The 21,568-nt window shown below is 64.5% G+C and carries 21 protein-coding genes; 4 read left to right on the plus strand and 17 right to left on the minus strand.

Features of this window, described 5'->3' with window-relative positions; translation table 11 throughout:
• Positions 1-20: 20 nt before the first annotated feature.
• Positions 21-878: an alpha/beta hydrolase gene (locus U5L98_RS13480; RefSeq protein WP_322558779.1), complete on the minus strand. Its 858-nt coding sequence runs from the start codon at positions 876-878 to the stop codon at positions 21-23.
• Positions 875-1,690, minus strand: a complete 816-nt coding sequence (locus tag U5L98_RS13485; RefSeq protein ID WP_322558780.1) for an alpha/beta hydrolase — start codon at positions 1,688-1,690, stop codon at positions 875-877. The genes U5L98_RS13480 and U5L98_RS13485 overlap by 4 nt, the downstream gene beginning before the upstream one ends.
• Before the next feature lie 231 nt (positions 1,691-1,921).
• On the opposite strand from U5L98_RS13485, the gene U5L98_RS13490 reads away from it, so the two are divergent.
• On the plus strand, positions 1,922-2,869 hold the full coding sequence (locus tag U5L98_RS13490) for an AEC family transporter (protein WP_322558781.1): 948 nt from the start codon (positions 1,922-1,924) through the stop codon (positions 2,867-2,869).
• Here the strand turns inward: U5L98_RS13490 and U5L98_RS13495 are convergent.
• The 8 genes from U5L98_RS13495 to U5L98_RS13530 form a co-directional block, all read right to left on the minus strand.
• Positions 2,862-3,359: a SixA phosphatase family protein gene (locus tag U5L98_RS13495; protein WP_322558782.1), complete on the minus strand. Its 498-nt coding sequence runs from the start codon at positions 3,357-3,359 to the stop codon at positions 2,862-2,864. The genes U5L98_RS13490 and U5L98_RS13495 overlap by 8 nt on opposite strands.
• Complete coding sequence (locus tag U5L98_RS13500; RefSeq protein WP_322558783.1) at positions 3,352-4,419, minus strand: NAD(P)H-dependent glycerol-3-phosphate dehydrogenase; 1,068 nt, start codon at positions 4,417-4,419, stop codon at positions 3,352-3,354. Before U5L98_RS13500 ends, U5L98_RS13495 begins: the two co-directional genes overlap by 8 nt.
• A gap of 133 nt (positions 4,420-4,552) precedes the next feature.
• Entirely contained in the window at positions 4,553-5,998 is a 1,446-nt protein-coding gene (locus tag U5L98_RS13505) for an NAD(P)(+) transhydrogenase (Re/Si-specific) subunit beta (protein WP_322558784.1), read from the minus strand.
• 16 nt (positions 5,999-6,014) lie between these two features.
• Positions 6,015-7,586, minus strand: coding sequence for a Re/Si-specific NAD(P)(+) transhydrogenase subunit alpha (locus U5L98_RS13510; RefSeq protein WP_322558785.1), 1,572 nt, complete (start codon positions 7,584-7,586; stop codon positions 6,015-6,017).
• 241 nt (positions 7,587-7,827) lie between these two features.
• Positions 7,828-9,732 (minus strand): molecular chaperone HtpG, encoded by a 1,905-nt coding sequence (htpG, locus tag U5L98_RS13515; protein ID WP_322558786.1) that lies wholly within the window; start codon positions 9,730-9,732, stop codon positions 7,828-7,830.
• Between the two features lie 87 nt (positions 9,733-9,819).
• Entirely contained in the window at positions 9,820-10,290 is a 471-nt protein-coding gene (locus U5L98_RS13520) for a PaaI family thioesterase (RefSeq protein ID WP_322558787.1), read from the minus strand.
• Positions 10,283-10,780: a PaaI family thioesterase gene (locus U5L98_RS13525; RefSeq protein ID WP_322558788.1), complete on the minus strand. Its 498-nt coding sequence runs from the start codon at positions 10,778-10,780 to the stop codon at positions 10,283-10,285. The genes U5L98_RS13520 and U5L98_RS13525 overlap by 8 nt, the downstream gene beginning before the upstream one ends.
• 49 nt (positions 10,781-10,829) lie before the next feature.
• Positions 10,830-11,198 (minus strand): YkvA family protein, encoded by a 369-nt coding sequence (locus U5L98_RS13530; protein WP_322558789.1) that lies wholly within the window; start codon positions 11,196-11,198, stop codon positions 10,830-10,832.
• 159 nt (positions 11,199-11,357) lie between these two features.
• On the opposite strand from U5L98_RS13530, the gene U5L98_RS13535 reads away from it, so the two are divergent.
• Entirely contained in the window at positions 11,358-13,298 is a 1,941-nt protein-coding gene (locus U5L98_RS13535) for a transglycosylase SLT domain-containing protein (protein WP_322558790.1), read from the plus strand.
• Here the strand turns inward: U5L98_RS13535 and U5L98_RS13540 are convergent.
• Together U5L98_RS13540 and U5L98_RS13545 are read right to left on the minus strand one after the other, a co-directional pair.
• Positions 13,295-13,939 (minus strand): LysE family translocator, encoded by a 645-nt coding sequence (locus tag U5L98_RS13540; protein WP_322558791.1) that lies wholly within the window; start codon positions 13,937-13,939, stop codon positions 13,295-13,297. The two genes, U5L98_RS13535 and U5L98_RS13540, sit on opposite strands and share 4 nt — an antisense overlap.
• 5 nt (positions 13,940-13,944) lie before the next feature.
• Positions 13,945-14,370 (minus strand): TM2 domain-containing protein, encoded by a 426-nt coding sequence (locus U5L98_RS13545; protein WP_322558792.1) that lies wholly within the window; start codon positions 14,368-14,370, stop codon positions 13,945-13,947.
• Between the two features lie 292 nt (positions 14,371-14,662).
• Here U5L98_RS13545 and U5L98_RS13550 point away from each other — a divergent pair, with 292 nt between their 5' ends.
• Positions 14,663-14,869 (plus strand): cold-shock protein, encoded by a 207-nt coding sequence (locus U5L98_RS13550; RefSeq protein WP_023005630.1) that lies wholly within the window; start codon positions 14,663-14,665, stop codon positions 14,867-14,869.
• A 121-nt stretch (positions 14,870-14,990) separates the two neighbouring features.
• On the opposite strand, the gene U5L98_RS13555 is transcribed toward U5L98_RS13550, so the two are convergent.
• From U5L98_RS13555 to yegS, 5 genes are all read right to left on the minus strand, one after another.
• The gene (locus tag U5L98_RS13555) at positions 14,991-15,743 is read right to left on the minus strand and encodes a hypothetical protein (RefSeq protein ID WP_322558793.1); all 753 of its coding nucleotides are present in this window, start codon (positions 15,741-15,743) and stop codon (positions 14,991-14,993) included.
• A 70-nt stretch (positions 15,744-15,813) separates the two neighbouring features.
• A complete protein-coding gene (locus U5L98_RS13560) occupies positions 15,814-16,242 on the minus strand; it encodes a VOC family protein (RefSeq protein ID WP_322558794.1) in 429 nt (142 codons plus the stop codon).
• A 45-nt stretch (positions 16,243-16,287) separates the two neighbouring features.
• On the minus strand, positions 16,288-18,207 hold the full coding sequence (locus tag U5L98_RS13565) for a M48 family metallopeptidase (protein WP_322558795.1): 1,920 nt from the start codon (positions 18,205-18,207) through the stop codon (positions 16,288-16,290).
• Positions 18,208-18,217: 10 nt separating this feature from the next.
• On the minus strand, positions 18,218-18,814 hold the full coding sequence (locus tag U5L98_RS13570; RefSeq protein WP_322558796.1) for a LemA family protein: 597 nt from the start codon (positions 18,812-18,814) through the stop codon (positions 18,218-18,220).
• A gap of 80 nt (positions 18,815-18,894) precedes the next feature.
• A complete protein-coding gene (gene yegS / locus U5L98_RS13575; RefSeq protein WP_322558797.1) occupies positions 18,895-19,797 on the minus strand; it encodes a lipid kinase YegS in 903 nt (300 codons plus the stop codon).
• 144 nt (positions 19,798-19,941) lie between these two features.
• On the opposite strand from yegS, the gene U5L98_RS13580 reads away from it, so the two are divergent.
• Complete coding sequence (locus tag U5L98_RS13580; protein WP_322558798.1) at positions 19,942-21,546, plus strand: cation:proton antiporter family protein; 1,605 nt, start codon at positions 19,942-19,944, stop codon at positions 21,544-21,546.
• Positions 21,547-21,568: the final 22 nt, after the last annotated feature.

Genomic DNA, 21,568 nt, shown 5'->3' on the forward strand with positions numbered 1-21,568 from the left:
CCCCCTCTTGACTCCCATGATCAGTTTTCATGCCACCTCACGATAGTCTCCGCCACCACGGCGGCAACCGATGGCTCCAGGTGCAGGTGGTGCCCGCCCGGCAGCACGCAACGGGTCAACCTCGTCACCGCCGCCCGGGCATGGCGTGCCCGAGCTCGCTCTCCCAGAATGCCGGTTTTCCCTTCCACCAGCAGCACCGGGCAACGGATCGCCTTCAGCATGGCCCCCACCTGTTCGGGAGCGAGCCGCACCAGGGACGGGCGCAGCAGGCGTGCATCGGTACGCAACTGCACATGACCATCGGGTAACGCTTCTAGGTTGCGTGACACCAGCGGGCGCGCCGTTTCGGCATCAATGGGCGTCGCCCCACCTGCCACCCGGGCCGCCACGGCGGTCTCACTATCAGGATAACGCGGTGCCGGCGAGAGGGGGCGTCGATCGGCGAGAAGACCCTTGCGCAGTTGGGCAGGCGCCTCCCCGGCCTCGGTGGTCAGGGCCCCCAGGCCGTCTATCAGTATTAGTGTCTCGACGCGCTCCGGCAGCGCAGCGGCCGTCAGGCAGGCCACGCCGGCTCCCATGGAGTGGGCCAAAAGCGTCACCCGCGTGAGACCCAGGTGGTCGCAAGCATCGATGAGATCGTGACAGTAGTCCCACAACGCATAGTCGCCGCGACGGTGGTGGGACAGGCCATGGCCGGCGAAGTCGATGGCCACCACTCGGATGCCGAGCGCCGCGACCAGTCGGGGCGCCAGGCGCGAAAAACTGGCGGCATTGTCCAGCCAGCCGTGCAGCGCCAGCCAGGTTGGGGCCTGCTCATCGCCCCAGGCCAGCGCCGCCAGGCGACCTCCGGCCAATCGCAGGGGTCGGGGTTCACTCATGCTGGCGACTCCAGCAGGTCATCGAGCATGGCCAGCAGGGCCGAGCGAGTCTGATCGGGAAACTCCATAGGGAACATGTGTCCGCCGGGGGTCTCCGCCACGCTAACGCACCGCCGTGCCAACTGGCGACGTCGCCGCGGCGTGAGCAGGTCGGATTCGGTACCGGCCAGAACCCCCAGCGGCACCCTGACCCGACCGGGCAGGTCGCCAAGATGGTCCGGCAGGTGGCGAAATATCTGCACCTCGATATCGGGGTCGTAGAGCAGTACCACGCTACCGTCATCCAGCTCCCGGGTACCGCCGTCCACGTAGTCGTGCAGGGCGGCCTCGGTGAAGCGCCGGAAGAGCCCCCGCCGACGCAGATAGTGGAACATGGCCTCCTGGCTGGGCCAGCTGTCACGACGCCCCAGGGTTCTGCCGGCTGGAGTGATGTGATCGGCCAGCCCCAGGCGCTTGGCCGCCTTCATGACCCAGGCCGACAGGCCCAGCATCAGCGGTGGGTCGAGCATCACCACGCAGCGGAACCGCTCGGGAGAGTACTCGGCGGCCATGGCCATCAGTACGCCACCCATCGAGTGGCCCACCCCGACTACCGGGGCCGGGAGGCGGGCCAGGTGGTCGAGCAATTCGTCGCGCAACGCTAGCCAATTGTGGCCAACGGGAAAGTCGGGGTGATGGCCCAGACGATCCAGCGGATGCAGGTCGAACCGCTCGGCCAGCGGCGCCAGAAAGCTGCGGTAGCTCTGCCCCGGGAAGCCGTTGGCGTGGGCGAAGACGAGGGGAATGGGTGAGGCGTGGTCGGATCTGCTCATGAACTCTTCCGGCTGGCGGGCACCTGGCCGGCACCCTTCTGGCGATAGCAGGCTAACGGGATTATCATGATCCGCCAAGTCGCCCGGCGCCGACAGGCCAATCGACAGGAGCCCCTCGTGGAAGACCCCCGACAGCCCCCTCGTGATACCCGCACCCGCAACCGTATTTTCCTGGTAACCGTAATAGCCGCCATCGTTGTCGGCTTCTGGCTGACGCGCTAGGCGACCCCCATGGAGCTCTCCGCCCTCTTCCTGCAGACCCTGGAGACCACCCTGCCGGTCTTCGCCATGGTATTCATCGGCCTCGGTCTGAAGCGCGCCGGCTGGATCGATCAGGCCTTCGTCGCCACCGCGTCGATGCTGGTCTTCAAGGCCACCCTGCCGACGCTGATCTTTCTCAGCATCATCCGTGCCGACCTGGCGGCCACCCTCAACCCGGCGCTGCTCGGCTTCTTCGCCCTGGCGACCCTGGGCAGCTTCCTGTTCAGCTGGGGCTGGGCGATCCTGCGCGTGCCTCGTGAGGAGCGCGGCGTCTACGTCCAGGGCGCCTTCCGCGGCAACTGTGGCATCGTCGGCCTGGCACTCGCCGCCGGCATGTACGGTGACTACGGGCTATCCGCCGGCGGCATGCTGCTGGGGGTGGTGATCCTCACCTACAACGCCTTCTCGGTGATCGCCCTGGCCAGCTACCAGGAAGGCCGGCGTACCGACTGGCGCAGCATCCTTTGGAATATCATCACCAATCCGCTGATACTCGCCGTGGTCGCTGCCGTGCCAGTGGCCGCCGTGGGGTTGCTCCTGCCCGGGTGGCTGATGACATCCGGCGACTATTTTGCCTCGCTAACCCTGCCGCTGGCCCTGATCTGCGTCGGTGCCACCCTGTCGCTGGGCGAGATCCGCGACTCGGGCCGGCTGGCGGTCAGTGCCAGCCTGATGAAGATGGTCACCCTGCCAGCCTTGGCCACCGGCGCCGCCTGGGGAGTCGGCTTCGAGGGACGCGAACTCGGGGTGCTGTTCCTGTTCTTCGCCAGTCCCACCGCCGCCGCCGCTTTCGTGATGGCCAAGGCGATGGGCGGAAATGCCGCCCTCACAGCCAACATCATCGCCCTGACCACCTTGATGGCCAGTCTGACCATCACCCTGGGGGCCTTCGGGCTCAGGGCCGCCGGGCTTATCTAGGCTCGGTTGGTCTAAGCCCGGCTGGACTCGTGAACCCGCGAAGCCGGGCACAGCCTGCCGCCCACACCTCGGACTCGAGCTCGGCCACGGCGGCCGTGGGGAAGCCGGGCCCACGATCGCCACGCCCTTCCACCAGCAGGCCGGCGAGAGCCGCGACCAGCGGCATATGGCTGATCAGCATCAGGGGGTGTCCCTCCGGCTGCTCCAGCAGCCACTCCACCACCCCTTCGGGCGGCTCGTCGGGGGTGATGATCGGCAGGGGCTCGATCACAAGCCCCAGGGGCTCGGCGATCCGCACCGCCGTCTGTCGAGCCCGCACATAGGGACTGGCCAGCAGTCGCAGGCGAGTGAGGTCCCGGTCCTCGCGGGCAGCGAGCCAGCGGCCCATGCACCGCGCCTCCTCTTGCCCGCGCGCAGTCAGCTCCCGCTCGTGGTCAGGGCGGCCGGGTGCGGCCTCGCCGTGACGCATGATCAGCAGCCGCTCAGTCATGACGGTCGCCTCCGTCGCGGCGGTCCTGCTGCACATCCTTGCGCGGCAACACGAATTCCACGTCGCTGCTCTGCTCACCGAGCATCAACAGCCGTGCCATGTCCCGGGCCGGCACACCCTTGAACAGCACCTGATAGAGACCCTCGGCCAGCGGCATGTAGACGCCGTCCTCGTGGGCCTTGTCGCGCACCAGGCGCACGGTGTTGACCCCCTCGGCAACCTGGCCCAGTGACTCCACCGCCTCGTCCAGGGTCTTGCCCTCACCCAGGGCCTGGCCCACCCGATAATTGCGCGAGAGCGCCGAGGAACAGGTGACGATCAAGTCGCCCACTCCGGCCAGTCCCAGGAATGTCATGGGGTTGGCCCCCTGGTCCACCGCGAAGCGACTCATCTCGGCCAGCGCCCGGGTCATCAGCATGCTGCGGGTGTTCTCGCCCATGCCCAGCGCCGCCGCCATACCGGCGGCAATGGCGTAGATGTTCTTGAGCGAACCGCCCAGTTCCACACCATAGCGGTCATTGCTGGCATAGACCCGGAAGTAGTCGCAGCCCAGCGCGGTCTGAACGAAAGTGCGGGTCTGCGGATCGTCGCTGGCGATCACCGTGGCGGTAAGCTGCTTGTCGGCGACCTCCGCGGCCAGGTTCGGTCCCGAGATCACGCCGATATGTGGAAAGCCGGTCTCCTCCTCGAGGATCTGGCTCATCAACTTGAAGCCCTCCTCCTGGATGCCCTTGGTGGTGCTGACCAGTATCTGCCGTTCATGCAGATAGGGCCGTGCCTGGCGCACCACCTCGCGGAAGGCCTTTGAGGGGATGGCCACCAGCACCAGCTCGGCGCCCTCGAGGACCTCGGCCATCTCGGTGGAGGCCACCACCGCGGCATTGATGGCGTAGTCGGGCAGGTAGCGGCCGTTACGGTGCTCGCGGGTGATCTGCGCCGCCAGACGGGCATCGCGCATCCACTGGCGCACCTGGGCCCCGTTGTCGGCCGCGATACTGGCCAGGGCAGTACCGAAGCTGCCACCGCCCAGCACCGCCACTCGCAGGGATTCTTCAGGCATGATCGTCTCTGAAATTGGAAGCCGTCAGAAGAGTGTAACGAATAACGCCCCTGACGAATAACGCCCCTAAAAAGGGGCGTTGTAGAAGGGGCTGAAACGCCCCAGCCCACGAGAGTGGGCTGGAGCTTAGCCTTCAGTCGAGCAGATGCAGCAGGGAATCGATGCTTTCCCGAGCATCACCGTAGAACATCCGGGTGTTCTCCTTGTAGAACAGCGGGTTCTCGATACCCGAGTAGCCGGTTCCCTGACCACGCTTGCAGACGAAGACCTGCTTGGCCTCCCAGACCTTGAGCACCGGCATGCCGGCGATCGGGCTGTTGGGGTCTTCCTCGGCGGCCGGGTTGACGATGTCATTGGAGCCGATGACGATCACCACGTCGGTGGTGGGGAAGTCGTCGTTGATCTCGTCCATTTCCAGCACGATGTCGTAGGGCACCTTGGCCTCGGCCAGCAGCACGTTCATGTGCCCCGGCAGGCGACCCGCCACCGGGTGGATACCGAAACGCACCTCCTTGCCCGCGGCACGCAGCTTGCGGACCAGGTCGCTAACGGCATTCTGCGCCTGGGCCACCGCCATGCCATAACCGGGCACGATGATCAAGCTGTCGGCGTCATTGAGGGCACTGGCCACGCCGCCGGCATCGATGGAGACCTGCTCGCCTTCCATCTCGGCCGCTTCCCCGGTGCTCTTGGTTCCGAAGCCACCCAAGATGACGCTGATGAAGTTACGATTCATCGCCTTGCACATGATGTACGACAGGATGGCACCGGAGGAGCCCACCAGGGCACCGGTCACGATCAGCAGGTCATTGGAGAGCGTAAAGCCGATGGCCGCCGCCGCCCAACCCGAATAGCTGTTGAGCATCGACACCACCACCGGCATGTCGGCGCCGCCGATGCCCATGATCAGGTGGTAGCCGATGAAGAAGGCCAGCGCCGCCAACACTACCAGGGTCCAGAAGCCGGCTCCCATCAGGTAGGCGATGGCCAACAGCAGACTCAGACCTGCGGCACCTGCATTGAGCAGATGCCCACCCGGGAGCTGCTTGGACTTGCCGTCGACCTTTCCGGCGAGCTTGCCGAAAGCAATCACCGAACCGGTGAAGGTCACCGCCCCGATAAAGATGGCAAAGACCACCTCGATCTGGAGGACGGTCAACTCATCCGGCGCCTTGGTCGCGACCAGGGCGGCGAAGGCCGAAAACTGCTCGGTCGCTCCTTCCACGGCCTGAACGGCCAGCACCCGGCGACGCTCCAGGTCCGCGTTCCAGGCCACGAAGACCGCAGCCAGGCCGACGAAGCTGTGCAGCGCCGCCACCAGCTGCGGCATCTCGGTCATTTCGACCTTCTTGGCCACATACCAACCGGCCACCGAGCCGATGATCATCATAGGAATCATCACCCAGTAGCCACCAATACCCGGCCCGAGTGCCGTGAAGATGACCGCCACGGCCATGCCCACGATGCCATACCAGACGGCTCGCTTGGCCTTTTCCTGATTACTCAAGCCCCCCAGTGAGAGGATGAACAACACACTTGCCGCAATCGCCGCGGCAGATACGAAACCTTGACCCAACATGTCGTGTCTCCGCCGCTCAGGATTTCTGGAACATGGCCAGCATCCGGCGTGTCACCAGGAAGCCACCCACGATATTGATGGAAGCGATCAACACCGAGATCGCCGCGAGTATCAGCACGATCGCGCTGCCGGAGCCGATCTGCAGGACAGCACCAAGAATGATGATGCCCGAGATCGCGTTGGTCACCGCCATCAGCGGCGTATGCAGCGAATGACTCACCCCCCAGATCACCTGGAAGCCGACGAAACAGGCGAGCACGAAGACGATGAAGTGCTGCATGAAGGACGTCGGGGCCACCTGGCCGAGCAGCAGCATCAGCAAGCCGCCTACACCCAGCAGAGTGACCTGTCGCTTGGTCTGGGCCTTGAAGGCGGCATGTTCTGCGGCCTTCTTCTCTTCCGGCGTGGGCTCCTTGACCTTCTCTTTCGGCTTGGCAGCCGCGATGGCCTTGACCTTGGGAGGCGGCGGCGGGAACGTCACCTCGCCCTCATGGGTGACCGTGGACCCACGGATCACGTCATCCTCCATGTTGTGAACGATCTTGCCATCCTTCTCGGGCGTCAGATCGGTCAACATGTGGCGGACGTTGGTGGAATACAGTAGGGAGGCCTGGGTGGCCATGCGCGACGGGAAATCGGTATAACCGACGATGGTCACACCGTTGTCGCTGACCACCTTCTCGTCGGCCTTGGTCAGGTCGCAGTTGCCGCCCTTCTCGGCCGCCAGATCGACGACCACCGAACCCGGCTTCATGGCCTTGACCATGTCCTCGAGCCACAGCTTGGGCGCGGGACGACCGGGAATCAGCGCCGTGGTGATGACGATATCGACATCCGGCGCCTGCTCGCGGAAGCACTCGAGCTGCTTTTCGCGAAACTCGGGGCTAGACGGCGCCGCATAGCCACCGCTACCGGACCCATCCTGGCTCTCGTCGAAATCCAGGAACAGGAACTCGGCACCCATGGACTCGATCTGCTCGGCCACTTCTGGGCGAACATCGAACGCCCTCACGATGGCGCCTAGGCTGGAAGCCGTGCCGATAGCCGACAAGCCGGCCACACCGGCACCAACGATCAATACCTTGGCCGGCGGTACCTTGCCGGCGGCCGTGACCTGGCCGGTGAAGAAGCGGCCGAAGTTGTTGCCGGCCTCGATCACCGCGCGGTAGCCGGCGATGTTGGCCATGCTGGACAGGGCATCCATCTTCTGGGCACGCGAGATACGCGGCACCATGTCCATGGCGATCACGGTAGCCCCCTGAGCCTTGCACAGCTCGAGCATTTCCTCGTTCTGAGCCGGCCAGAAGAAGGCAATCAGAGTCTGGCCCTCGCGTAGTCGACGCGCCTCATCCTCGGAAGGCTCGCGAACCTTGATGACCACCTCGGCCTGGGTCCACAGCGCCTCAGTCCCGTCGACGACGGTGACACCGGCCTCGCGGTAGACGTCATCGTTGAAACCCGCGGCCACACCGGCCCCGGCCTCGATAAGGCATTCATGTCCCAGCTTCTGGATCTGCTTCGCGCTCTCGGGGGTCAGCGCGACACGCGCTTCCCCCCGGGCACTCTCCTTTGGTGCACCAATTTTCACGTTGGATCTCCTTGCTCAAGTCCGCCTGGGCGGCACCACTATGATCGAACCGGTGTCTGACACCCGGTGCCCAGAACCATGACGCTATAGAGCACCACACCGCAGCCATTGGATCAAGGCCGCTTAGCGTGCCTCTCGCCAACGATGGCCCCTACCGGGCCCTGAAAAAAGAAAAGCCCCGCCGGCAGAGAGGGCCGGCGGGGCGTGGTCGCTTACCGCGAAACTGCGATGGCGCTGCGGATCAGGCGCTCAACAGGGCGTTGAGACGCTTGACATAGGCGGCGGGATCATCGAGATGACCGCCCTCGGCGATGATTGCCTGGTCAAGCAGGATACGCGCCAGGTCCTCGAAGCCATCACCCTCGACACCCTCGAGGCGCGCTACCAGCGCATGGTCGGGGTTGAGCTCGAGGATCGGCTTGACCTCAGGCATCTTCTGGCCAGCCGCCTCCATGATGCGGCGCATCTGGAAGCCCATCTCGTGCTCGGGCAACACCACACAGGCCGGGGAGTCAGTCAGGCGATGCGTCACCTTGACCTCCTGGACCTCGTCGCCCAGCGCCTCCTTGACGCGCTTGACCAGGTCTTCCTTGGACTTGGCGGTTTCTTCCTGGGCCTTCTTCTCCTCCTCGTCCTCGACGTCACCTAGATCGAGATCGCCCTTGGCGACGTCGACAAAGTGCTTGCCCTCGAACTCATCGAGATGACTCATCAGCCACTCGTCGATGCGGTCGTGCAGCAGCAACACCTCGATGCCCTTCTTGCGGAAGATCTCAAGATGCGGGCTCGACTTGGCCGCATTGAAGCCCTCGGCGACGATGTAGTAGATCTTCTCCTGCCCTTCCTTCATGCGCGAGACGTAGTCGGTCAGCGACTGGTCCTGGGTGGCGCTGTCGGTATGGGTGGTGGAAAAGCGCAGCAGACCGGCGATCTTCTCGCGGTTGGCGAAGTCCTCCGCCGGACCTTCCTTGAGCACGCTGCCGAAGGTGTTCCAGAAGGTCTGGTAGGCCTCATTGTCCTTGGACAGCTTCTTGAGCATATCCAAAGCGCGCTTGGTCAGGGCGGCCTTGATCTTGTCGACCTGCGGGTCCTTCTGCAGCAGCTCGCGGGAGACGTTCAGCGACAGGTCCCGCGTGTCCAGCACGCCCTTGATGAAGCGCAGGTAGAGCGGCAGGAACTGCTCGGCGTCGTCCATGATGAAGACGCGCTGCACATAAAGCTTCACGCCGCGGGCACCGTCTCTCTCGTAGAGATCGAAGGGCGCGCGGCCGGGCACGTAGAGCAGGCTGGTGTATTCGAGCTTGCCCTCGACCTTGTTGTGACTCCAGATAAGTGGATCGCTGAAGTCGTGCGCCACGTGCTTGTAGAACGCCTTGTACTCGTCGTCGCTGATCTCGCTCTTGGGCCGTGCCCAGAGGGCGGTGGCCTCGTTGACGGTCTCCCAGGTAGTGGTTTCACTGCCCTCGATCTCGTTGCCGTCCTCGTCCTTGGCGGTCTCGACCTTCGGCATGCGCACCGGCACCTCGATATGGTCGGAATACTTGCGCACCAGACTCTTGAGGCGGAAGTCGTCGGCGAACTCCTGGGCATCCTCCTTGAGGTGCAGCACGATCTCGGTGCCGTGGACCTCGTGCTCGATGTCGGCAACGGTGAACTCGCCTTCACCCCTGGAGTGCCATTCGACGCCTGCGGTCTTGTCGCTGCCGGCCTTGCGGGTTCGCACGGTCACCTCATCGGCGACGATGAAGCTCGAGTAGAAGCCGACACCGAACTGGCCGATCAGCCGGGCATCCTTCTGCTGCTCACCGGAGAGCTGCTTGAGGAACTCGGCGGTGCCGGAGCGCGCGATGGTGCCCAGGTTCTCGATCACTTCGTCGCGACTCATGCCGATACCGTTGTCGCGCACGGTCACGGTGCCCGCCTCGGTGTCGTGGTCGATCTCGATGCGCAGCTCGCTATCGCCTTCATAGAGCGCGTCGTTGTCCAGCGCCTGGTAGCGCAGCTTGTCGCAGGCATCGGCGCCGTTGGAAATCAACTCGCGCAGGAAAATCTCCCGGTTGGAATACAGGGAGTGGATCATCAGATGCAGCAGCTGCTTGACCTCGGTCTGGAAGCCGAGGGTTTCCTCATGAGTGGCTGTGGTCATGTAGCGTGAACCTCTCTTTCGACGTGCCATGGTGGCAAGAACCACCGGTTCGGAACTGACGTCGATATGGGGCCCGATAGCGGTTTTTCAAGCGCCTCCTTCGGCAGGATCTCCAAGCACGAAGTGCAGGCGGGCGGTGGCCACCGGCACCACCTCACGCTCCTGCCAGGCACAGACCCGCACATTGCCCATGCGTCTCCCTTCGCGCATCAGGCTGCAGCGGGCCAGCGTCGGCGTCACTCGCGCAGTGCGCAGGTAGTCGATGGAGATATCAACGATGCGCGGCAGTCGCGGTGCACGAGTGGCAAGCATCAGGTCCAGCGTCGCCGCGGTCTCCATGAAGGCCGCCACCACGCCGCCATGCAACGCCGGCAACAGGACATTGCCGACATTGCCTGCGCAGGGGTCGAGGCGGAACAGCAGGCCCTCGCCCTGCGGGTCCGGGAGCGTGGAGACACCGATGCGCCGGGCATAGGGCATCAACGCCAACCAGGCCTCGACATCTCCCTCGGCGCGAGTCCTCGCCAGCCACTCGAGATCGCCGAAGCCCTCACGCATGGTCGTCCTCCCTCGCAAAGAGTGCCTCGGCGAAGCCTTCGGGGGTATTGCGCGGCCCCAGCCGCACGAAATTTCCGATGCCCCGCGCCAGCGGTCGGCCCGCTTCCTGCCACAGGGTTCCCTCGGTAAACACCACCGAGTCTGTAACCCGGACCACGCGAGCCTCGGCGAAAATGGCCTGCCCAGCCACCCCCGGCCGGAAATGGTCGACCCGCAGGTCCAGGGTCGGGCAGACCTCCGGGGCCGGCAGGGCCGGCAACACCGCCGAGCCGCAGACGGTGTCCAGCAGCATGGTCAGCACCCCGCCGTGCACCAGCCCCCGGGTGGTATCGCCGAGCAGATCGTCGCACCAGGGCAGATGCATGGTGGTCATCTCGGGGGTCACCTCGAGCACCTCGAGGCCCAGTTCACGGGTATGGGGGATCACCGTGACGAAGCGCGTCAGGGCACGACGCCAGTCGGGATCGCTCGGGGTGTAACCGTGGCTCATCCGGTCCTCTCAGGCAGCAGCAGGAAAAAAATCGATTAAAACGATCGTATCAAGACGGCGGCTTCACGTCGCCTCGACCTTCGCCTGAGGGCGTCTCGCCACCCTCCCGACGGCCCCGCCAGGCACGATAGCCGGCCAGATGCCGGTCGACCCGCGTCAGCAGCCAGCCGACGATCACCACATCATCCAGCAACCCCAGCAGCACGAGCATGTCGGGAATCAGGTCAAGTGGCGAGACCAGGTACGCCAGGGCCACCAGCATCCACAGCAAGGCGCCCCAGGGCACCGGGCGGTAGCGTCGCAGCAGCACATCGCGGATCATGGGCAGGAACAGTCGCAGGGCACGCCCCATCTGCCTCAGTACGCGAGCGCGACGCCGCAGGCGCTGCATCAAAACACCACCACCGATTCTGGCCATCTCGAACTCCTTGCCGACAGGCGGGAATACCGCTACACGATAAGGTATCCCCTCCCTGACGGACAGCCGCTGCCCATCGGGCAGAGGCAACACTACTCAAGTGCCCTGCCATCGGCCACCATGGCTGTTTGACGACCGCGAACCGCAAGAGGTCAAGATATGCTCCTGTCACTCGGCCACTGCAAGACCCTCATCGCCGCTATCCTTTGCAGCCTGCCTCTGGCCGGCCAGGCCGACGACCGCGCCATGCGAGAAGCCCTGGAGGCAGCCCGCAACGCTCAGTGGGAAAAGACCGATCGGGATGCCATCGAGGACCATGTTCTCGCCGGCTACGTCGACTATCACCAGTTGCGCCAGCGCCTGCCGCAAATAGACGCCGACCGGGTGCAGTCCTACATCGAACGACATGAAGATTCTCCACTCAGCGACTGGATGCGCGGCCAGGCCATCGCCGAGTATGGCAAAGCCAGGCGCCCGGCCAGCCTGTTGGCGGTCGCCGACGGTGTTCCCGACGGGACCGCTCGCCAGTGCTACTACTACACGGCGCTACTCGATCGCATGCCGGAAACCGCCGCTCAGGGCGGACGCGATCTCTGGCTCGTCGGCCGCTCCCAACCGGATGCCTGTGACTCTCTCTTCGACACTCTGCGCGCCCGTGGAGAGATCGGCCAGGCCCATATCTGGGAGCGCATGATGCTCGCCTGGCAGGCCGGGGAGACAGGCCTGATGAACTATCTGGGCCGACAGCTGAACGCTGACTGGCACTCCGCCAGAACCAGCCTCGAGCGGCTCCGCAAGGACTATGCGGCCGTGACCCGAGTCCCTGCCTGCACAGGGCCAGGCTGCCAGGGCAGCGGGCCGTTGTTCTCCGCGGCCATGCACGGCTTCACGCGAGCCGATACCGAAGCGGCACTGGAGGCTTGGCGCAAGATCGACCCTCATCTCTCGCTGGAGGCCCGTCACCGCGATGCCATAGAGCGTGACCTGGCCTTCTACGCCATGGTGCGCGACATCGATCAGCATGGTGGCTGGCGCGACCAGGTCGTGGCGCGCCTCGGTGATGCCGAACTGTTGGAGCTTCGCGTGCGCTCGGCCCTTGCCGAGCGTGACTGGCCGGGCGTCATCGACTGGGTGCATCGCATGCCCGACGAGACCCGCCAAGAGGCTCGCTGGCAATACTGGGTGGGCCGCGCCCTGGAACAGCAGGGCGACCCGGCCACCGCGGAAAAGGCCTATGCCGCGGCCGCCGGTGAACGCAGCTTCTTCGGCTTTGCCGCCGCCGATCGCCTGGATCGCCCTTATGCCCTGAATCTGGAGCGCAACACCATCGACGCGGCAACCCGACGAGAAATCGCCGACTGGCCGGCGGTGCAACGCACCGAGGCGCTGAGACGGATCGACGAGCCCGGACTGGCCAACAGCGAATGGTATCGGGCCGTAGCCCGTGCCACCCCGGAGGAGGCCCGGGCGCTGGCCGACTACGCCGCGCAGCGAGGTTGGCTCCCCGAGCTGGTGCAGACCACCATCATCGGCGGGATGTGGGACGCCCTGTCGTGGCGCTTCCCCGAGGCCTATCGCGATGACTTCCTGCACTGGGGCGACGTCGCCGGGGTCGACCCCTATCTACTGATGGGTATCGCACGGCGCGAGAGCGCCTACAACCCCTCGGCCCTCTCACCCGCCGGCGCACGGGGGCTGATGCAGTTGATGCCGGCCACCGCCGCCCAGCTCGGCCGGGGCCAGGGCATTGGTGATCCCGGCCCCTACGGCGTCCTCGAACCCGAAGTGAATATCCGCCTGGGGAGCATCTACCTCGGCGAGCTGATCGAGCGCTACAGCGGCAACCGTCTGGCTGCCACGGCTGCGTACAATGCCGGCCCCGGCCGGGTCGACCGCTGGCTGCTCGACGCGCCGGAAGCGTTCGACCTCTTTGTAGAGAGCATCCCCTTCCGCGAGACTCGCAACTATGTGCAGGCCGTACTCGCCTATCGGGTGATCTTCGAGAGTCTTTCCAGAGGGGGCGAAAGCGCGGGTGTGGAGATGTTGAGCCCGGCAGAGAAGACCTTGCGCTATGATCGTTCCTTGCTGGCCAGGAACTAACCCGGCTGACGCGTCAGTGCAAGCTTGATGCCGAAACCGACCAGCACCGCGCCGGTGATGCCATTGAGCCAACGCGAGAACGCCGGACTCGCAAGCCAACGGCCGGCGCTGCCCACCATCAACACGATGGTCACCTGCCACAGGTTAGCGACCACGAAGTGCACCCCGGCCAGCCACAGCGACTTGACCAGTGCCGGATCACCGTGCGCGATGAACTGCGGCAGGAAGGCCATGTAGAAGACCACCGTCTTGGGGTTTAGCACGTTGGAGAGCAGCCCCTCGCGAACGGACCGCCACAACGCCACGGGCTGCCGCTCGGCCTGCACACCGCTCACGGGAAGCCCCTGCCCCCGCCGGGCGGAGCGCAGGCTGTTGACACCCAGCCATACCAGGTAGGCGGCACCGGCCACCTTGAGCAAGTTGAACGCCCAGGCAGACTGCAGCAGGATCAGCGAAATGCCCAGCGCCGAGACAGTCGCGTGCACGAATAGCCCGCAGCAGATGGCCAGACTGGTGGCCACGCCGTCTCGCCAGCCGCCGCGGGTGGTATTGCGAATCACCAGCAGGGTGTCGACCCCCGGGCTCATGCTCAGCAGGGTGATGGCCACCAGGAAAGGCCAGAACTGTGCATCGAAGAACATGGGGGTCAGCCGTTGAAGATGCCGCGACGGGCATGGCGAAGGGAGATCTGGTCGTTGAGCGTCCAGAAGTCGTAGAGAACCCCGAGACCGAAGAGCCCGAAGGTAAGCAGGTAGAGAATCCCGGTCGGCCACTTGCCTAGATAGAAGCGATGGATGCCGAATACCCCGAGGAAGGTGAGCAGTAGCCAAGCCAGGGTGTAGTTGATGGGGCCGGCCTGGAAGCGCAGGCCGGCCTGGCGGTCCATGGACGGGATAAGAAAGAGATCGATCAACCAGCCGACGCCCAGCAGCCCCAGGGTGAAGAACCAGATCGTGCCGGTAACCGGCTTGCCGTAGTAGAAGCGGTGGGCACCGAGAAAACCGAACAGCCACAGCAGGTAGCCGATCAGCATGCTATGTGTGTCCCAGGAGGCGATACGAGTATGGGTCATGAGTCTCTCTTCCATGGGTGAAACGGTTGGTATGGAGGCTGGACGCTCACCGGCTTTGCATCTACATTGATCATGCGGGCGCAGCGCCAGTCTCTCTGTGCCGCTCTGTTGACGCAACTCTGGCGCTGTTGCACTATCAGCTGCGTTGGTCAGCAAGTAGAAAGTCGTCAGTTGTACTCCGTTACATCCGGTGCGCACTTCCTTCTTGCAATGCCTACGCACTACGGGTCTGCAGCGAGGACACGCCTCGTTCAACCCAGCACCATTATTTAGTTAGTTAAGGAAATCGACGATGGCAACTGGCACTGTCAAGTGGTTCAACGACACCAAAGGCTACGGCTTCATCTCCCCGGACGACGGCGGTGATGACCTGTTCGCTCACTTCTCCGAGATTCAGGCTGAAGGCTTCAAGTCCCTGCAGGACGGCCAGAAGGTCACCTTCGAAGTGACCCAAGGCAAGAAAGGCCTTCAGGCCTCCAACATCCGGCCCGCCGACTGATCCTAGGTTGTCCGGAAGCGATCGATCGCCCATGACGATCGGTTGCCAAGAGAAAAGCCCACCATTCGGTGGGCTTTTTTCATACCGGGCTTTGTCATACCGTGTCTCGGGAAACAACGCCTCAGTTGCCGGAGCCGTCCGTGTTATCGAGCTCGAGCGAATCACTGTCCGACGAAGTGCCTGGAGCCTGACGCTCGGCTTCCTCGAACTGCTCCTCGATCCTGCGGCTCGCCTCCTGGAAGCGCTTCTCGGTTTCCTCGAGAATGGCCTCGATATCCGAGCTGGTACTCTCCCCTGGCATTGCCTCTCGTTCATCCAGATCGCTGCCCGGCACCTCGTCGAGACTGATATCCGAATCATAAGCAGGCGTCTCCATGGGCTCGAATTCGGGCGATGCCTCCATGGGCTCTAGCTCAGGCGAGCCCTCCTCGGCGCTCTCGAACTGCTCGTCGATGCGACGGCTGGCTTCCTCGAAGCGCCGCTCCGTTTCCTCGATGATGGCATCGACATCGGAGTGGGTCGTCTCGCCGGGCAGGGCCGCGCCCTCCTCCAGGGTATCGGCCGGTGACTCGCCCAGTGTCTCGGCCTCGGCATCCACATCACCCTCGGCCTCGAGGTCTACCTCACTCTCGGCGTCGACATCCATCTCATCCGCGACATCCACCTCATCCGCCGTGGCAGGCTGAGCTTCCGTGGGCGATTCGGCTTCCTCGGCGGCCGGTTGTTCTTCCGCGTCGGCAACCGGCTGAGAGGGCTCTTCCTGTGTCTCCTCGACCTCGGCCGGAGCAGGCTCATCATCACCGTTGCCACAGCCGGCCAGCCCGACGACCAATGTCATGGCTGCGACCAGCGGGATCCAGGGTTTCATTGCCATTTTCTTGCTCCTGACGAAAGGAACGACATTGCACCAGAGCGCCCCTGCTCTCGCAAGGCGACGTAGCGCCTCAGGTGGCAAACAACTGGCCGGCGATGTCGCGGAATGCCTTGAATTCGATCGCATTGCCGCTGGGGTCGCGGAAGAACATGGTGGCCTGTTCGCCGGGTTCACCATGAAAGCGGATATAGGGCTCAATCTCGAAGCGCACCCCCGCCGCGGTGAGGCGGTCGACCAGAGCCTCCCAGTCGGCCATCTCCAGCACCACTCCGAAGTGTGGCACCGGTACACCATGACCATCCACCGGGTTGCGGTGATCGTCGATACCCTTTTCCCCCAGGGCAGGGTTCAGGTGACAGACGAACTGGTGGCCATAGAGGTTGAAGTCGACCCAGGTATCGCTAGCGCGTCCTTGCGGACAGCCCAGCAGTTCACCGTAGAAGCGCTGCGCCTCGGCCAGGTCACGGACCTGTACGGCCAGATGGAAGGGAGTAAGCATCAGGGAGTCCTCCGATTGGTGAGCGGGTCAGGGCAGGGGCCTTCATCATGCCGTCCCGTTATCCGCCTGGCCAGCAGAGCGTTCCGTTGATGGCAGCGGACAACCCAGGGTCCAGGCCACGGCACTCAACAGCTCTGCCTCCTCGGGATCGATCCGGCCGTCGTGCTCTACACAGCAGCTCATGGCCACCAGCAAGGGTCGCCGCTCGGCCTGAACCAGGCGCACCAGTCGTGCCATGGCCCAGTCAAGGTCGCTGGCGAGGGCCGGCTTGCCGACGAAGTCCAGACTCACGCCCAGTGCCGAAGAAAGCCGCTCGACGGCGGACCGGGCCTGATCTTCGTCCTGCTGGCCGGCCCGCGCCAGCGTCGAGAGCAGCAGTGACAGCGGCCCGGCCAGGTCCCCGAGGTGACGATCGCGACGGGCACGCCGCTCCCCCTGAACACCCTGGATCACCAGCCGGTGAAGGGCCCACTGCAGGGCACTGGCTTGCGTTTCCAGGGCCATCAGTCGGCGCAGGCAGGCCTGGAAGCGGGCATGCTGGGCTGTAGAGAGCTGACGAAGTGACGGGAGCGCCAGCTCGATCAGCGGCAGGCGCTGTCCGGGCGCCAGCTCGGCCAGGGAGGCGTCGAGGGTCTCGAGCTCTCTGAGCACCTCGGGCAGTGCCTGGCCTTCCAGGGCCTGGCGCTGCGCCTCGCGGCTGCTAGGGTCGGCTCCCATCAGGATGCCGTAGACCAGCGCCCGGGCGGCAAAGGGTTCGTGGGCGGCCTCCAGCAGGCGCTCGTCGATCTCGCCGAGGCGCCGTCGAGCACGGGTGATATCCTCGGCACTCGGCCGACCCACACTGGCCACCACCGCGGCGGCCAGCCCCGCCGAGGTCTGAGGAGAGCTTCCCTGCATCCCGCCGGGTGAGGGAGTGGCGGCCTGTCGAGGCTGAGGCGAGCGGATTTCCGGCGGAGGCGGCAGGCTACCGTCCCAGCGGGGCAGCACACGGCGAATCCGCGTTTCCAGAGGGGGATGGGTGGCGGTCAGACCTGACAAGGCGCGCACACCGCTGCCGAAATAGAGGTGGCTGAACTCCGCGGCATGAGAGGCCAGTAAGCGCGAACCGAGGCGGTGCGCGGCCAGCACCTTCAGCGCCCCGCCGATTCCCTCGGGGTTGCGGGTGTACTGCACGGCGCTGGCATCGGCCAGGAATTCGCGCTGGCGACTCACCGCTGCCTTGATCAGGTTGCCACACAGGGTACCGGCATAGCCCACCACCATCAGCCCCACCCCCAGGCCCAACACCGCGGCATGCCCCCTACCTCGTCGAGAGCGCATGCGGCGACCACTCCCTGAGGCATGCAGCAGCATGCGACCGATCAAACCGATCATCAGGATTCCGTGAAGCAGCGCTACCAGCCGCAGGTTGATTCGCATGTCACCGTGGAGAATATGGCTGAACTCATGGGCAATCACCCCCTGCAGCTGATCGCGATCCAGCGCCTCGATGGCGCCACGGGTGATCCCGATGGCCACATCGTCGAGCTCGTATCCTGCAGCGAAGGCGTTGATGGCCGGATCCTCCAGCAGGTAGACCAGCGGGACCGGCATGCCGGAGGCAATAGCCATCTCTTCCACCACGTTGAGCAACCGCCGCTCGTCCGCATCACGGGTCTCCAGATTGAGCGGGCGGCCGCCCAGGGCTTCGGCCACCACACTGCCTCCCGCCCGCAGCTGCAGATGCCGAGCGAGACTCCCCAGCCCCACCACCAGGATTACCGCCGTCGCCACCCCGGTGAACAACTGCGGCTGCAGGGCTCGCTCCAGGGGCTCGCCGGTTAAGGGGCCGCCATCGAACAGCACCACCGCAAGGGCCACCACTAGCGAGGTGACCATGATCAGCGCCGCTACCGCCAGCCCCAACAATAGGACCAGCCGGCCGGTCAGCCGCCGGGCGCGATCCTGGGCCGTGAAGAAGTCCATTAGGGTCGACTCAGAAGCTTACCCGGGGCGCCGACTGGATCTCAGCACTGTCGGCGAATTCCAGCAGAGCCGCATCCTGCTTATGCCCGAAGGAGCCGGCCAGGATCACAGGAGGAAAGCTCTGGCGATAGGTGTTGTACTGCATCACCGCGTCGTTGAAGGCCTGTCGAGCGAAGGCCACCCGATTCTCGGTACTGGTGAGAGTCTCGGAGAGCTGCTGCATGTTGTCGGAAGCCTTGAGGTCCGGGTAGGCCTCCATCACCACATTGAGGCGCCCGAGAGCCGCGCCGAGTGCACCTTCGGCATTTGCCAGCTCGGCCATGGCCCCGGGCTCACCGGGGTGCGACGCGGCTTGCTGAAGGCCGACCTCGGCAGCGTTGCGCGCCTCGGTCACCGCTTGCAGGGTCTCGCGCTCGTGGCTCATGTAGGCTCGGGCTGTCTCCACCAGATTGGGAATCAGGTCATGGCGACGCTTGAGCTGCACCTCGATCTGGGCAAAGGCATTCTGGTAGCGATTCTTGAGTGTTACCAGCCGGTTATAGATGGCGACGCCGTATACCAGCAGGGCGCCCAGCAGCACGACGGGGATGATCAGCGAGAGCTCCATGGTGCCGTGACTCCTAATCAGAGAAAAAATACGCCAGGGGCGGTTGCCGTTAACCTTAGGCCTGACCGCGAGACATTGCCTCATTGCGGTTGCGAGAAAAGCGGACACCCTTGCGGGGCTGCCAGCGCCAGCGCAGCGGGGCTGATGGCCACTTTGAACCCACGCCGATGCACGGGCTCGCCATCCAGGGTCACCGGTAGCTCCTCATTCGCCTCCAAGGCGAGCCAGTCCGTGCGGAAGGCATCGACATAGCGGCCCCGTGCGGGACGCGACGCCAGCTCGTGACGCATGTCCCGCAGCCGTGCCAGGGAGGTGACGTCATGCAGCAGCAGCACGTCGAGCAGACCGTCGTCCAGCGTGGCCTTTGGCGTCAATGCCTGACCACCGCCCGACTGGCGCCCATTGCCGATGGCCAGCATGAAGACCTCGGCGCGGCGCTCACCGTCCTCCCAGTGCAGGACCCCGGGATAGTGTCGAAAACCCCAGGCCTTGAAGGCACCGATCAGCGAGTAGGCACCACCACCGAGCAGGCGCTTGAGGGCCTTGGGGGTAGAGGAGGTGATCTCCGCGCCGAAGCCACAGGTGGCCATGTTGAGGTAGTGCCAGTCATCCAGCCTCGGCACGTCGACATACTGTTCGGGCAGATGAAGGGCCGAGGCCAGGGCAGATTCGCAGGCCATCGGCAGCCCCAGCGAGGTGGCCAGATCATTGGCGCTGCCCAATGGCAGGATTCCCAGGATGGGCCGCTGCTCAGAAGAGAGCCTCATCAAGCCGTTGACCACCTCGTTGACCGTGCCATCACCACCGCCGACGATCACCCGTTCCACACCGTCGCGGCCGGCCTGCTCCGCCATGCAGGCGGCATCGCCCTGCTCCCAGGTGACACTGACCTCGATGTTGTCCCCCGCTTTACGGCGGGTGTACACCGCCTCCCTCACCGCCGGCAGCTGCGCCGCCTTGCCATTGAGGATCAACCTGGCCATTCGCGCTCCTCTCGCCTGCTTCGCCCATTCCAAGCATGACATCGGCACCGAATATAACGGCATGCGCCGAATCATCAATGCCAATTAGCTTACGACTTCCCTACACTATCTGTCCTGCTGAAGCGTGCGGAACAGGGAGTGTGCATGATCGATCCGGCCTTTCTTCTGGCGGCCTTCGTCGGTGGCTTCGTCGCAATGGGGCTAAGGCTACCGCCCCTGGTGGGGTTTCTGGTTGCCGGCTTCGCTCTCAACATGCTGGGCTACGACAAGACCCCGCTGCTCGAGACCCTGTCCGGCATCGGCGTCACGCTGCTGCTATTCACCATCGGCCTGAAGCTCGACGTACGCACCCTACTGCGCCAGGATGTCTGGGGAAGCGCTTCCCTGCACATGATGGCATCGACGCTGCTGATGGTGGCCTTGCTGTCGCTGATCAAGTGGATGGGGCTAGGGTTGGGCCTGCTGGACAGCGCTGGATGGCAGACGCTCCCCCTGCTGGGCTTTGCCCTGAGCTTCTCCAGCACTGTCTTCGTGGTCAAGATTCTCGACAAGCGCAGCGAGAGCCAAACCGCCTATGGCCGCCTGGCCATCGGCGTACTGATCATGCAGGACATCTTTGCCGTCTTCTTCCTGACCGCTTCCACCGGCGAGCTGCCGAGCCCCTGGGCCCTGGGCCTGGTGCTGATGATTCCCCTCGCGCCGGCGCTGCGGGTCCTGCTCGACCGGCTCGGCCACGGCGAGATGCAGATACTGTTCGGCATGCTGCTGGCCCTGGTGCTGGGCTATTCCCTCTTCGAATCGGTTGGCGTCAAGGGCGACCTGGGGGCCCTGATCATCGGCCTGCTGCTGGCACCGCACCCCGCGGCGCAGACACTCTCTCGCTCGATGTTCAACCTCAAGGAACTGCTGCTGGTGGGCTTCTTCCTGAATCTCGGGTTGACCGCCATGCCGAACTGGACACACCTCAGCATGGCCCTGATGCTGGTAGTGGTACTGCCACTTAAGAGCCTGCTCTATCAGCTCATCTTCTTGCGATTTCCCATGCGCAACCGTACCTCGCTGCTGGCTACTCTCAGCCTGTCCAACTACTCGGAATTCGGCCTCATCGTGGGCAGCATCGCCGTGGCCAGTGGCTGGCTGGACGATCAGTGGCTGGTCATCCTGTCGCTTGCCGTGGCCATCAGCTTCGCTGCTTCGGCCATCCTCAACAACTACAGCGAAGCTCTCTATCGGCGGATCGCTCCCAGGTTGCCGCGACGCGACCCACAGCGCCTGGCTCCCCGCGACCGGCCCATCGAAGTCGGTGATGCCGAGGCCGTGGTGCTGGGCATGGGCCGCATCGGCCGCAGCGTTTATCGGCGCCTGCAAAAGGAATACGGCCTGCGGATACTGGGCATCGACAGCAACCCCAACACCGTAGAGACCCTCGGCAAACGGGGCTTCAATATCGTCGAAGGCGATGCGGTCGACTCGGATTTCTGGGACAAGTTGTTGATGTCCCATGGCGTAAAGATAGTGGTGCTGGCCATGCCTCACCATGCCGGCAACCTCTTCGCCCTGAAGCAGCTGAAGTCACGAGCCTTCCGGGGAAGCATCACCGCTATCGTCGAATACCCCGAGGAGATCGAGCCGATCATGGCACTCGGCGCGAATGCAGTCTTCCATGTCTATGACGAAGCGGGCCGGGCCCTGGCCGACAGCGCCGCCGAGGAGGCCGGCGTCGAATCCATGAGGGACCAGCTGGGCTGATAGCAAGCAGAGACATCTTGAT

The sequence above is a fragment of the Halomonas sp. genome (assembly GCF_034520545.1).
Classification (GTDB): Bacteria; Pseudomonadota; Gammaproteobacteria; order Pseudomonadales; family Halomonadaceae; genus Halomonas.